The 13952-nt window shown below is 64.4% G+C and carries 9 protein-coding genes and 1 pseudogene; 6 read left to right on the top strand and 4 right to left on the bottom strand.

The annotated features are described in order from the left end of the window. Positions 1-98: 98 nt before the first annotated feature. Entirely contained in the window at positions 99-794 is a 696-nt protein-coding gene (locus ACQR1B_RS16315; RefSeq protein ID WP_434832631.1) for a GntR family transcriptional regulator, read from the bottom strand. A 423-nt stretch (positions 795-1217) separates the two neighbouring features. Between ACQR1B_RS16315 and ACQR1B_RS16310 the strand changes: the two genes are divergently transcribed. The 6 genes and pseudogenes from ACQR1B_RS16310 to ACQR1B_RS16285 all read left to right on the top strand — a co-directional run bounded on the left by ACQR1B_RS16310 (position 1218) and on the right by ACQR1B_RS16285 (position 9934). Beyond that, positions 1218-3305: a molybdopterin oxidoreductase family protein gene (locus ACQR1B_RS16310; protein WP_434832535.1), complete on the top strand. Its 2088-nt coding sequence runs from the start codon at positions 1218-1220 to the stop codon at positions 3303-3305. 185 nt (positions 3306-3490) lie between these two features. Then, on the top strand, positions 3491-3757 hold the full coding sequence (locus ACQR1B_RS16305; protein WP_434832534.1) for a hypothetical protein: 267 nt from the start codon (positions 3491-3493) through the stop codon (positions 3755-3757). A 295-nt stretch (positions 3758-4052) separates the two neighbouring features. Then, complete coding sequence (locus ACQR1B_RS16300) at positions 4053-7499, top strand: acyl-[ACP]--phospholipid O-acyltransferase (RefSeq protein WP_434832533.1); 3447 nt, start codon at positions 4053-4055, stop codon at positions 7497-7499. Next, positions 7499-8236, top strand: a complete 738-nt coding sequence (locus ACQR1B_RS16295; protein ID WP_434832532.1) for an esterase/lipase family protein — start codon at positions 7499-7501, stop codon at positions 8234-8236. The genes ACQR1B_RS16300 and ACQR1B_RS16295 overlap by 1 nt, the downstream gene beginning before the upstream one ends. Positions 8237-8308: 72 nt before the next feature. Then, complete coding sequence (locus ACQR1B_RS16290) at positions 8309-9088, top strand: enoyl-CoA hydratase/isomerase family protein (RefSeq protein ID WP_434832531.1); 780 nt, start codon at positions 8309-8311, stop codon at positions 9086-9088. A gap of 118 nt (positions 9089-9206) precedes the next feature. Continuing rightward, positions 9207-9934 (top strand): annotated as a pseudogene (locus ACQR1B_RS16285) (GNAT family N-acetyltransferase). A gap of 1 nt (position 9935) precedes the next feature. Here ACQR1B_RS16285 and ACQR1B_RS16280 read toward each other — a convergent pair. The 3 genes from ACQR1B_RS16280 to ACQR1B_RS16270 all read right to left on the bottom strand — a co-directional run bounded on the left by ACQR1B_RS16280 (position 9936) and on the right by ACQR1B_RS16270 (position 13945). After that, on the bottom strand, positions 9936-10298 hold the full coding sequence (locus ACQR1B_RS16280) for a VOC family protein (protein WP_434832530.1): 363 nt from the start codon (positions 10296-10298) through the stop codon (positions 9936-9938). Positions 10299-10434: 136 nt separating this feature from the next. Further along, positions 10435-10863: a GlcG/HbpS family heme-binding protein gene (locus tag ACQR1B_RS16275; RefSeq protein ID WP_434832529.1), complete on the bottom strand. Its 429-nt coding sequence runs from the start codon at positions 10861-10863 to the stop codon at positions 10435-10437. Between the two features lie 127 nt (positions 10864-10990). After that, positions 10991-13945 (bottom strand): FAD-binding and (Fe-S)-binding domain-containing protein, encoded by a 2955-nt coding sequence (locus tag ACQR1B_RS16270; protein WP_434832630.1) that lies wholly within the window; start codon positions 13943-13945, stop codon positions 10991-10993. Positions 13946-13952: the final 7 nt, after the last annotated feature.

The following is a 13952-nucleotide window of genomic DNA, read 5'->3' as shown; positions in this document are numbered from 1 at the left end:
TCGTCCGAGGCCCGCAGTCAATCAAGGAAATGGCGTCTCTTCATGGCGTCCTTCCACGGACTTTTGCGTGATCCTCAAACCGTAGTCGGGTGCCGTAGCTACAATTCCTTGGTTGGTTGGTCGAAATACTCTGGATTGAGGGTCTGAATTTCAGAGATATCGTCGAGCAGTCGTTCCAGATGGCTTGCCATGGCGGAACGCGCGCTGGCCGGGTTGCGCCGCTCGATGCCTGCCAGGATCGGTTCATGTTCAGCGATCACTTCCGACATTCGACCGATCTGCGGCAAGGTGAGGCGACGATAGCGGTCGACGTGAACCTTCACTTGCAGGATCAGCTTCCATATCCCAGGATAACCGGCAACCTCAGCGATACTTGCATGAAACATCTCGTCCGCCTGATGAAAGGCTTCGCGATCTTTCGCAGCGCACGCGTCGCGCTGACGTTCGATTGTCGCGTGCAAGTTGAGGATCTGGCTGGATGTCGCTCGTTCAGCAGCCATCCGGGCTGTGGTTTCCTCGAGAGCCTTGCGGATGATGATCGTTTCAGGCAGAGCTGCGACTGGAATGCGCGATACGAAAATGCCGGACTGAGGGAAGATCTCGACCAGCCCTTCATCCGACAGCTTGAGAATGGCTTCACGAACCGGCGTCCGGCTGACCCCGTACGCTGTTGCGATCTGCGCTTCCGAAATCGGCTCGCCCGGCCGACGCACCAACGACACCAGCTCAGCCCTGAGATCCGTATAGATTCGCGACGCTGCCGTCGCGCCGCGCGGCCGACCATTGCGGCGGATGCGGGCGACGACGGGACGTGGCGCAGGGCCCAATTTTCTTGGAGCACGGCTAGGCATCGTTTCCTCGACTGATATACTAATATACGAATTTGCCTTGGCAACCGGAAATGCCAGTTACCCGAAGTCAGATCGTGTTGCGCCGCCACGTGATCGCGTCGGTCGCGGGTGACAGAGGCAGGACTGCGAGAAAGAGCAAAACGCAGTCCACCGAACGCGGTTCGTGGCTGCAATCTGAAACGTGTGGTGTCACCCCCGGCGAGACGTTGTGCGTTCGAGGCCGTTGCGGCATGAGCATGCCCGTCGATCGATCTGAGGCTTCAGAGGGTGGTTCCTCTCGATGAAACAAGTCCGCAGCGAATTGTATGTGCGAATGCCTCGCGAATGCGCTCGGCTGACGCCTCCTTTGATGTTACCAATCGAGTCATGAACCAGCAGACTCCTATCAATATCCGCCACTCCACCTGTCCGCACGATTGTCCGTCGGCCTGTGCGCTCGACGTCGAGGTGATCGATCAGAACACGATCGGGCGTGTGCGGGGCTCGAAGCGACAGACCTATACGGCCGGGGTGGTCTGCGCGAAGGTCGCGCGCTATGCCGAGCGCATTCACCATCCCGAACGCCTGATGCATCCGATGCGTCGCGTCGGGTCCAAAGGCTCGGGCCGTTTCGCCCGCGTCGCGTGGGACGAGGCACTCGACGAGATCGCCGAGCGGTTTCTGCAGACTGAGCGCGAATTCGGCTCCCAGTCGGTCTGGCCGTACTACTATGCAGGTACGATGGGGCTGGTGATGCGCGACGGCCTCAATCGGCTCACGCATGTGAAGAAGTATTCGCGCTTCTATTCGACGATCTGCGCCAATGTTGCCCGTATCGGTTTCGCGATCGGAACCGGAAAAATTGCGGGCGTTGATCCGCGTGAGATGGCGCTTTCGGATCTCGTCGTAATCTGGGGCACGAATCCGGTCAACACACAGGTCAACGTCATGACCCACGCCGCGCGTGCCCGAAAGGAACGCGGCGCGAAGATCGCGGTGATCGACATCTACGATAACGAGACGATGAAGCAGGCCGACATCAAGATCATCCTGCGCCCCGGTACTGACGGTGCGTTTGCCTGCGGCGTGATGCACGTACTGTTTCGCGATGGCTACGCCGATCGCCCCTATATGGCGAAATACACGGACTGCCCGGACGAGCTCGAGGCGCATCTGAAGATGCGGACACCGGAATGGGCGTCGCAAATTTGCGGTGTTCCGGTGACGGAAATCGAGGCCTTTGCAAAGCTGGTCGGTAAGACCGAGCGGACCTTCTTCCGTCTCGGTTACGGCTTCACGCGCAGCCGGAACGGTGCGACGCAGATGCACGCTGCATCGTGCATTCCAGCCGTGACGGGGTCCTGGCAATACGAAGGAGGAGGGGCCTTCTTCAACAACGCGTCGCTATGGCACTTCGACGAATCGATCATCGAGGGCCATGACGCCATCGATCACTCGACGCGGTTTCTCGATCAGTCGCAGATCGGGCGCATCCTTACCGGAGATCACGAGGCGCTGTGCGGTGGCCCGCCGGTCAAGGCGATGCTGATCCAGAACACCAATCCGATGACGGTCGCGCCTGAGCAGGACCTTGTCCGTCAGGGCTTCGCGCGCGAGGACCTGTTTGTCGCGGTCCATGAGCAGTTCATGACCGAGACGGCGCAGATGGCTGATATCGTGCTGCCCGCCACGATGTTCATGGAGCATGACGACCTCTATTACGGCGGCGGTCATCAGCATATTTCCGTCGGACCGAAGCTGATTGATCCCCCCGGGGAGTGCCGGTCGAATCATGAGGTGCTCCAAGGCCTGTCGCGCCGGCTTGGTGCGGTTCACCCTGGCTTCGAGATGACGCCGCGCGAACTGATCGACGCGACCTTGAAGAAAAGTGGTCATGGCGACATCGCCGCGTTGGAGGCCGACATTTGGCGCGACCTGCAGCCCGACTTTCGCACCTCGCACTATCTCGATGGCTTCGCGCACAAGGATGGCAAATTTCATTTCAAGGCCGATTGGGTTCATCCGCCATTCGGCCGCGTCATGGGCAATCCCGAGCGCATGCCGTCACTGCCGGACCATTGGGCGGTTACCGAGGAGACCGACCAGCAGCATCCATTCCGGCTGGCGACGAGTCCTGCGCGCTCTTTCCTCAACACCTCTTTCAACGAGACGCCTTCGTCCCAGGCGCGGGAAGGCGCGCCCTCGGTGATGATCCATCCAAGCGATGCAGCCGCGCTTGGCATCGGGGATGGCGAGGCCGTGACGCTCGGCAACGCGCGCGGGCAGACATCACTGACCGCCCGGCTGTTTGAGGGAGTCCAGCGCGGCGTGCTGATCGCTGAATCGATCCATCCGAATGCTGCTCACATCGGCGGCCGCGGCATCAACGCGCTGACCGCGGCGGATACGGTCGCTCCGATCGGTGGCGCTGCTTTTCACGACAACAAGGTCTGGCTGCGGAAATCGGTATCATGATCATCCGTCCGATGGTCGATTGAAATAACGTATAGATTCAATCGGTTGCTGGATCGGCGGTGCAATCAGCCGATGACCGCCACAGCTTTGTGTACCCCATCGCCTCGCATGTCGATTTCTCTTGAGCGTCGCTCATTTTTGCGATAGATAATTTGAGCGTTGCTCAAATTGTTGAGGATGATCCCATGCAGGTTCTCAGTTTTCGCGGTCCGCAACTTTTTGCAGCCGATGCCCGGGCATTGCTGAACGGTTTGGCCCGGGTCGCGTCTTACCTAATGACGTCTCGCGTTGAGCGGATCGCCGATGCCTGTGACGTTGCCGGTCTGTTGGCCGCGCGACGCATGCGGCGGCTCGCCGCAGAAAAGCTCTTTCGTGCCGCTGATCGGGAAGGGCGCCGGCTCCGCCGCGGCGGGTCGTTCGGCTGCTTCCACTACCTCAGTGATCTGACCTGACACGCCTCAAATCCCCGGCTCATGAGCAACGAAGCGGTCACCATGTCCTCACGTCCCATGCCTGCGATGCAGCTGCCGTCGCTCCGGATAAGCCTTTTCCACATGACCTTTGCGGTACGTTTCATGCTGGTCGGCCGCGGGATTATTGCGCTGTCCGGCCAACGAGAGAACCGCTAACGCGACATCGGCGTCTAACAAGGGAGCGCCACCCGGCATCGACCTGCATTTCATCACGCACCCTCAAAGCCATTGCTATCCTCGCGGTCAAGCCTCCGCAGCACACCAGGAAACGACCATGATCAAGCAGTTGATGTCGTCGCGCCGCTTTGCTCCATTGTTCTGGGCACAATTCGCCTCGGCGCTGAACGACAACGTTTTGAAGAATGCGCTGGTCATCATGCTGCTCTATGGCGCGGTCGCATCACATGGCGACGCGCTGGTGACGGCGGCCGGGGCGGTCTTCATCTTTCCCTTCTTCATTCTGTCTGGGCTCGGAGGCGAACTGGCCGACAGATACGTCAAGGGGGTCGTCGCGAGGCGATTGAAGTTCGCGGAGATCTTCGCCGCCGGCTTTGCCGCGCTGGGCTTCTTCCTCCATTCGATTCCGCTGCTGTTCGTGGCCTTGGGCATGTTCGGGATCATCGCCGCGCTGTTCGGCCCGGTGAAATATGCCATGCTGCCCGATCAGCTGACGGTCGGTGAGCTCGCGACCGGCAATGCGCTGGTGGAAGGTGCGACCTTCATGGCTATCCTGATCGGCACGATCGCCGGTGGCCAGCTGGTCTCGGGCTCTTCCCACATGGGCTGGGTCTCGCTTGCCGTGATCGGTCTTGCAGTGATCTCCTGGGCCTCGGCATCGCGGATCCCGCACACCGCGCCGTCCGCACCGGATCTGCGGATCACCGCCAATCCCTGGACCTCGACGTCGCATCTGCTGAAGTCGCTTCATGCTGCCCCCCGGCTGTGGGACGGCATGGTGATCGTGTCCTGGTTCTGGCTGGTCGGCGCCGTCGTACTGTCGCTGCTGCCGGCGCTGGTGAAGGGCGTCGTCGGCGGGACCGAGGGCGTCGTCACGCTCTGCCTTGCCACCTTCGCGATCGGCATTGCTATCGGCTCGTTGTTCGCGGCGAATCTCAGTCATGTCAGGCCGAACCTCGCGCTGGTTCCGATCGGCGCCATCATCATGGGCGTGTTCGGCCTCGATCTCTCCCTGGCGATCGGGACGACGGAGACCGCGAAAGACCTGACGCCGCTGGCCTTCATCGGCTCATGGGCCGGTGCGCGCATGCTGCTCGACTTCGCCGTGTTCGCCTTTGGCGGCGGCCTGTTCGTGGTCCCGGCGTTCGCCGCCGTGCAGGCGTGGTCGGAGCCGACCGAGCGTGCCCGTGTCATCGCCGGCGGCAACGTATTGCAGGCCGCCTTCATGGTGGTCGGTTCGCTGGGTGTCGCAGGCCTGCAGGCGACGGGCGTGTCGGTTGCCTGGATCTTCTTTGGCCTCGCCCTGGCGAGCTTCGGCGCAGTCTGGTTCGTGCTCAACAAATGGGGCCGGGAGGGCGTGCGCGACTTTGGCGCGATGCTGTTCCGAGCGCTGTTCCGCACCGAGGTGCGCGGGCTGGAAAACCTGCCGCCGGCCGGCACCCGCATGCTGATCGCGCCGAACCATGTCAGCCTGATCGACGGCCCGCTGCTGCATGCGGTGTTGCCGATCGATGCGACTTTCGCCGTCGACACCGGCATCTCCAAGGCGTGGTGGGCTAAGATCTTCCTCAAGATGGTGAGCCACATCACGATCGACCCGACCAAGCCGCTCGGCGCGCGCGACCTCATCAAGCTGGTCGCGAGCCAGGAGCCGGTGGTGATCTTCCCGGAGGGCCGTATCACCGTGTCGGGTTCGCTGATGAAGGTGTATGACGGCACGGCCATGATCGCAGACAAAGCGGATGCCGTCGTTGTGCCCGTCCGCATCGAGGGCGCGCAGCGCTCGCATCTCAGCTATCTCAAGGACGGCCAGATCAAGCGCTCCTGGTTTCCCAAGGTGACGGTGACGATCCTGCCGCCGGTCAAGCTCAGCATCGATCAGGCCCTGAAGGGCAAGACCCGGCGCAACGCGGCTGGCGCTGCGCTGCAGGACGTCATGATCGACGCCATGGTCAAGAACGCCATGCTCGACCGCACGCTGTTCGAAGCGCTGGCCCATGCCCATCGCGACCACGACACCGGCAAGGTGATGATCGAAGATCCGCTCGGCACCAAGCTGACCTATCGCAAGCTGCTGCTCGGCTCCCAGGTCCTGTCGCGCAAGCTTGAGCAGGGGACGATGGTTGGCGAGAACATCGGCGTGTTGCTGCCGAACTCGGCCGGCGTTGCCGTCGTCTTCATGGCGCTGCAGTCGATCGGCCGGGTGCCGGCGATGCTGAACTTCTCCGCCGGCCCGGTGAACGTGCTGGCGGCGATGAGGGCGGCGCAGGTGACCACCATCCTGACCTCGCGTGCCTTCATCGAAAAGGGCAAGCTCGACAAGCTGATTGCTGCGATCGAGGGGCAGGCCCGTTTGGTCTATCTCGAAGACGTCAAGGCGTCCGTCAGCTTGGGCGACAAGCTCAAGGGCATCCTCGACGGCACCAGACCACGCGTCGTACGCAACGCCGACCACCCCGCCGTGATCCTGTTCACCTCGGGGTCTGAGGGCACGCCCAAGGGCGTCGTGCTGTCCCACCGCAACATCCTGGCCAATGCCGCGCAGGCGCTGGCACGGGTCGACGCCAACGCCAACGATCTCGTGTTCAACGTCTTGCCGGTGTTCCACTCGTTCGGCCTCACCGGCGGCATGATGATGCCCATGTTGGCGGGTATTCCGATCTACATGTACCCGTCGCCGCTGCACTACCGAATCGTGCCAGAACTGATCTACCAGACCGGCGCCACCGTTCTATTCGGCACCGATACCTTCCTGACCGGTTATGCACGCTCGGCGCATGCCTACGATTTCCGGACCCTGCGGCTGGTCATCGCCGGCGCCGAGCCGGTCAAGGATCGCACCCGGCAGATCTACATGGAGCGCTATGGCATCCGCGTGCTCGAAGGCTACGGCGTCACCGAGACCGCGCCGGTGCTGGCGATGAACACGCCGATGGCCAACCGCGTCGGCACCGTCGGCCGCCTGTCGCCGTTGATGGAGTACCGGCTCGACAAGGTGCCGGGCATCGAGGAGGGCGGACGGCTCTCGGTCCGCGGCCCGAACGTCATGCTCGGCTATGTCAGAGCCGAAAATCCGGGTGTGCTGGAGGCGCTGCCGGAGGGCTGGCACGACACCGGTGACATCGTCACCATCGACGCGCAGGGCTTCATCACGATCAAGGGCCGCGCCAAGCGCTTCGCCAAGATCGCCGGCGAGATGGTCTCGCTGACGGTGGTCGAGCAGATCGCCGCGACGCTGTGGCCGCAAGCGGCGTCCGTCGCCGTGTCGATCCCAGACCAGCGCAAGGGCGAGCGCATCGTGCTGATCACGACGCAGAAGGATGCCGAACGCTCCGCGATGCAGCGCCAGGCCAAGGCGCAGGGCGCGCCGGAACTCGCGGTACCGGCAGCCGTGATGGTGGTCGACAAGATCCCGCTGCTCGGCTCCGGTAAGACCGACTATGTCGGCGCCAGGGCGCTCGCCGAGGAGACCAAGACGCTCGCCGAGGAGACTGCGGCGGCCACGCCGGGCGAGCGCGATCCGGAGGCGCGGGAAGTGGCGTGATGGCTTCGTTGCGCCGGCACGATCAGCACAATGGCCCCCGCGACGCGGGGGTCGTCCTCCTGCATGGCATCGCCGGTCGGTCATTGATGCTGCGTCCCCTCGAAAAGAGGCTGCATCGCGCCGGCTTCGCCACGCTCAATCTCCACTATGAAAGCCGCAAGAAGCCGCTCGAGCGTCTTGCGGAGGATATCCGGCCTGCCATTGCCGATTTCGTGGCGGGTCTCGGCGGCCCGATCCATTTCGTGACCCATTCGATGGGCGGACTGCTGGCACGCGTGTACATCGACCGTTTTCGTCCGGCACGGCTTGGCCGCGTCGTCATGATCGGCACGCCCAATGGCGGCAGCGAGCTCGCCGACCGGCTGCAGAATGTCGGGCTCTACCGCGCTTATTTCGGCCCCGCCGGCCTGCAACTGGTCACGACCAAGGATGTCACGCTCGCCGCGTTGCCGCCCGCCGATTACGAGATCGGCGTCATCGCCGGGAACCGCTTCCTCGATCCGATCGCCGGGCTGTTCGTGCTGCCGTGGCCCAACGATGGTCGTGTATCGGTCGATAGCTGCAATCTCGTCGAGATGACGGACACCACGACGGTGAAGGCCTCGCATATGGGCCTGCTGGTGCATCCGACCTCGTTCCGGCAGACCCTCTCGTTCCTGCGCACCGGCCAGTTCGAGCCGGATCGACCGCTGCTGCGCGACACCATCGCCGAGATCGGCCGCCGCGCGGCCAGCTGACGCAAGTTTTCCTTGCCCGGTGCGGCTATCCCGCGACAATCTCGCATTCGACATCGAGCGACAGGCAAGGCGATGACCGACGACAGCGTGATTCTCGACAAGCGCGGGCAGGCCCTTTGGATCACCATCAACCGCCCGGAGAAGCGCAACGCTCTCAATGGCGCCGTCATCGCCGGGATCGCGCGCGGCTACCGCGAGGCGCATGACGATCCGGACGTGCGCGTCATCGTGCTGACGGGCGCGGGGGACAAGGCGTTCTGCGCCGGAGCCGACTTGCAGAATTCGGGCGCGGCCTTCGCGATGGATTTCTCCCGTCCAAATGTCGACTACGCCGATCTGCTCAGGCTGTCACAGAATGCTACAAAGCCCGCCATCGCCCGCGTTGGCGGCGTCTGCATGGCCGGCGGCATGGGGCTGCTGTGCATGACCGACATGGCGGTCGCCGCCGAGCACGTCGTGTTCGGCCTGCCCGAGGTGAAGGTCGGCGTATATCCGATGCAGGTGCTGAGCCTCTTACAGAACATCGCCCCGCCGCGTCTCGTCAACGAGTGGGCCCTGACGGGCGAGCCGTTCGATGCCAAGACAGCGCAGGCCGCCGGCCTGCTCAACTACGTGGTGCCGGCGGCAGAGCTCGACGCCAAGATCGACTGGCTGATCGGCCGCCTCGTCGACAAGTCGCCGACCGCGATCCGCCGCGGCAAATACGCGATGCGCGCCATCGCCTCGATGTCGTTCGACGAGTCCATCGCCTATCTCGAAAGCCAGATCGCGCTGCTGGCGATGACCGAGGATGCCAAGGAAGGCCTGAAGGCGTTCGCCGAGAAGCGCAAGCCGGTCTGGCCCGGGAAGTGACTTTGCCGTCAATTCCGGGGCAGCGCGCTGTGCGCAACAATGCGCCGACGGCGGAAATCCAGCGTCGCCGAGTCATTTTGTTGCTGCAGAGGAGCGAGGTCGGCGCTAGCGTCGTGGGATGACGCCAACTGGTCCGACTACGACCCATAGCCCGGTTATCATCCGGCCTATGCGCCTGGAGGAGATCGCCCTCGCCATCGACTGGGCGGCGGCCGAGGGGTGGAATCCCGGTCTCTCCGATGCGGCATGCTTCACGGTGATCGATCCCGGTGGCTTCCTCGTCGCCGAGTGCGACAGCGAACCGGTCGCGACCGTATCCTGCGTCAACTATGACGACCGCTTTGCTTTTCTCGGCTTCTACATCGTGCGCCCTGATATGCGCGGGCACGGCTACGGATTGCAGCTCTGGCAGGCGGCGATGGTGCATGCGGGATCGCGCATTGTCGGGCTCGATGGCGTGGTCGCGCAGCAGGACAACTATCGGAAATCCGGCTTCAGCTTTGCTTACGCCAATATCCGTCGCCCGGTCATGTCGGCCGGGCGCTGATCCGCGACGGCGCGCTGGTCGCCTGGGGTGTGATCCGGCCGTGCCGCAGGGGCTACAAAGTCGGTCCGCTCGTCGCGGAGAGGCGCGATGATGCCGAGGCTGTGGTCTCGGCTCTGCTCAGCGTGGCCGGCGACGTCGAGGTGTTCCTCGACGTGCCCGCAATCAATCCGGAGGCGGTGGCGCTCGCCGAGAGCCTGGGCCTGAAGCCGGTGTTCGAGACCGCGCGTATGTATACCGGGCCGATCCCGCCGCTCCGGATGGACCGGGTGTTCGGCGTCACCACCTTCGAGCTCGGTTAGCTCACCGTCCGAGCGGTCGCGCGAAGCTCAACTCGTGGCCGTCGGGATCGGTGAGGTGGAAATAGCGCTCGCCCCACTCGGCATCGCGCGGCGTGGTCGGCGGGCCAAAGCCAGCAGCCAGCGCCTTGGCGTAGACGGCGTCGACATCCGCAACGTGGAAGATGATGCGTCCCCACCAGCTCCATTGCTTGTCTACGGGCGTGGCGACCAGGTTGAGATAGCCCGCGCCGACGCGGAAGGTGGTGAACGGCGCTTCAGCGCCGCCATACGGGATGTCGTCGAAGCCGAGCGCACGATAGAACGCAACGGCGCGGGTCATGTCGTGAGTGGCGATGGTGATCGCGCTGATGCTCTCGACCGTCATGGTGGCTCTCCGAACGTGTTTAGAAGCCGCCGTGCAGAGAAGCCCAGATCGTAAGGGGCGCGCAAGGAAAAGCGTCATCGCCCTGGCCATCCATGCGCTCCGGCCATCGCGGGGCGCATGGATTCCAGATTGCGCGTCAGCCCGGATTGGCCTTGAGACCGGCGGCCTCGATGCCGGCGACGGCGCAGATCTCGTCATTGTCGGAGGTGTCGCCGGAGACGCCGACGGCGCCGAGCAGGGTGGTGCCGTCCAGGATCAGCACGCCGCCGGGCACCGGCACCATGCGGCCCTGCGCCAGCGTGTTCACGGCGTCGATGAAGAAGGCCTGCTCCTGGGCGCGCTGGAACAGGGCACGCGAGCCGAGGCCGAGCGCGAGGGCGCCATAGGCCTTGCCATGCGCGACCTCGGCCCGCATCAGGCTGGTGCCGTCCTGGGCGGCCGCGGCCTTCAGGCAGCCGCGGGCGTCGAGCACCATGACGGCGAGCGGCTTGAGCTTCTTCTCGACGCCCTTGGCGAGCGTGGCATCGAGGATCTTGCGGGCGGTGTCGAGCGTGAGATCTGTCATGTCGGTATCCTTTGTTGTCTTGAGATCGGAGTGCTGCGTAGGGTGGGCAAAGCGGAGCGTGCCCACCATTGCGAAGCGAAGTCTGGCGGTGGGCACGCTGCGCTTTGTCCACCCTACAAACTATGTACTACGTAGATGCTCGCGCCCGCTCCAGGCTCATCGCCAGGAGCTGCGCGGCATGAACGGCACCGCGGTCGGCGCCGTCCCGGATCTGGTGGCGGCAGGAGGTGCCGTCGGCGACGATGAAGGCCGCCGCGTCCGCCTTGCGCACGGCCGGCAGCAGCGAGGCTTCCGCCATCTGCAACGAAACCTCGTAGGTCTCCGCGCCATAGCCGAATGCGCCGGCCATGCCGCAGCAGGACGACTCGATCGTCTCGACCTCGAGCTCCGGAATGAGCCGCAGCACCTGCTCGACCGGCTTGAAGGCGGCGAATGACTTCTGATGGCAATGGCCGTGCAGCAGCGCCTTGCCGGGCAGGGGACCGAGCGGCAGTTCAAGTCGGCCGCTCTCGGCCTCGCGTGCGAGGAATTCCTCCAGCAGCAGCGCGTGCGCGCTGATCGTCTTCGCGATGGTGTCGTTGCGCAGCGACAGCAGCTCGTCGCGCAGGGTCAAGAGGCAGCTCGGCTCCAGGCCGATGATCGGCACGCCGCGCGACGCAAACGGCGCATAGGTTTCGACCAGGCGCTGCAGTTCGGACTTGGCTTCGTCCACTAGACCCGCCGAAAGGAAGGTCCGGCCACAGCACAGCGCACGGCCGCCATCGGCCGGCTTGGGGACGTGAACGCGGTAGCCGCCGGCGATCAGGACCCGCAGCGCCGCATCGAGATTCTCACGCTCATAGACGCGGTTGAAGGTGTCGCCGAACAGCACGACCTCGCGGCCGTTTTCCGGGCCGAACGCCTCGGCGTCGACGCGGAAGGTGTCGCTGCGGAAGGCCGGCAGTTTACGCTTGGCGCTGATGCCGGCGAGGCGCTCCATCAGACCGCGCAGGGGGCTAACGTGATTGCGCAGGTTCACGAGCGGCGCGAAGCGGGCTGCCATATCGGCATAGCGCGGCAGGTAGGCGACGAGCCGGTCGCACAAGCTGAGGCCATGGCTCGTCGCGCGCGCGGCCAGCACCTCGATCTTCATCTTCGCCATGTCGACACCCGTCGGGCACTCGCGGCGGCAGGCCTTGCAGGAGACGCAGAGCTTCAGCGTCTCCATCATCTCGTCCGATGACAGCGCACCCGGACCGAGCTGACCGGAGATAGCGAGCCGCAGCGTGTTGGCGCGGCCGCGCGTGACATCCTTCTCGTCGCGGGTGGCGCGATAGGACGGGCACATCACGCCGCCGTCGAGCTTGCGGCAGGCGCCGTTGTTGTTGCACATCTCGACTGCGCCCTGGAAGCCGCCGGCCGCGCCGGGATAGGCCGACCAGTCCAGCACGGTCTTGATGTCATCCACGCGATAATCCGGCGGGTAACGGAACAGCGAGCGGTCGTCCATGGCCGGCGGATCGACGATGCGGCCGCGATTGAGCACATTGCCCGGATCGAAGCGCTGCTTGATCTCCTTGAAGTCGGCGACGATGCGTGCGCCGAACATCTGTTCGTGGAATTCCGAGCGCACGATGCCGTCGCCATGCTCGCCGGAATGCGAGCCCTTGTATTCGCGCACCATGGCGAAGGCTTCCTCGGCGATGGCGCGCATCGCCTCGACGTCCTTCTCCAGCTTCAGGTTCAGCACCGGGCGGACGTGCAGGCAGCCTTCGGAGGCGTGCGCATACATCGTGCCGCGTGTGCCATGTTTGGCAAACACTTCGTTCAGCCGCGCGGTGTAGTCGGCAAGATGCGGCAGCGGCACGGCGCAATCCTCGACGAACGACACCGGCTTGCCGGCCTCCTTCATCGACATCATCACGTTGAGGCCGGCCGCGCGGAAGTCCGCCACCGCGGTCTGCAGGGCAGGGTCTGATATCTCGACCACGCCGCCCCATTTGCGCGGCTCATGATTCCAGGCAAAGCCGAGATCGCCCATCAACTCGGACAGCTGCTTCAGCTTGGCGAGGTTCTGGTCCTTGGTTTCCTCGGCGAACTCCACCACCAGGATCGCATCGGGATCGCCGCGCACGGCAGCCGCGATCACCGGTTGGAACATCGCGATGTCGCGTCCCAGCCCGATCATGGTGCGATCGACCAGTTCGACGGCGATCGGCTTCAGCTTGACGAGATGCTGGGCCGCATCCATCGCCTCGTAGAAGCTGCCGAAATGGCAGACGCCGAGCACCTTGGTGCGGATCAGGGGCCACAGCTTCAGCTCGATCCGGGTGGAGAAGGCCAGCGTGCCCTCCGAGCCGACCAGGAGATGAGCGATATTGTTGACGGCATTGCGCGGCGTCAGCGCATCGAGATTGTAGCCGCCGACCCGGCGCTGCACCTTCGGAAACCTGTCGGCGATCTCGGCGGCCTCGCGCTCGCCGAGCGCCAGCATGTCGCGGAACAGCGCACGGGCGCTCTCCGGTGCGTCGACGCCGCTGACATCGCGCGGCACCTCGCCAAAATGCGCCAGCGTGCCATCGGGCAGCGCCGCATCGATCGCAATCGTGTTGTCGCGCATCGTGCCGTAGCGCAGCGAGCGGCCGCCACAGGAATTGTTGCCGGCCATGCCGCCGATCGTGGCGCGCGAGGCGGTGGAGACGTCGACCGGAAACCACAGGCCGTGCTGCTTCAGCTGGCGGTTGAGGTCGTCCAGGACGATACCGGGTTCGACCACGCAGGTCCGGGCTTCGACGTCGAGCGAGACGATGCGGTTCAGGTGCTTGGAGACGTCGACGACGATGCCCTCGTTGACGGTCTGGCCGCATTGCGAGGTGCCGCCGCCGCGCGGGGTGACGATGCGGCCGTCGTCACGGGCGATGGCGAGCGCGCGCAGCGCCTCGTCCATGGTGCGCGGCACGACCACGCCGGCCGGGATGACCTGGTAGAACGAGGCGTCGGTGGCGTAGCGGCCGCGGTTGAAGCGGTCGAAGAACACGTCACCCGTGGTCTCGGCGCGGAGCTTCTGTTCGAGCCTGGACGGACCGGCTTTGGCGTTCGGCATGATGTTC

This window comes from Bradyrhizobium oligotrophicum, assembly GCF_051168495.1.
Taxonomy (GTDB): domain Bacteria; phylum Pseudomonadota; class Alphaproteobacteria; order Rhizobiales; family Xanthobacteraceae; genus Bradyrhizobium; species Bradyrhizobium oligotrophicum_A.
Note: the sequence above shows the minus strand (reverse complement) of the source record. Positions and strands in the feature narration are given on the sequence as shown.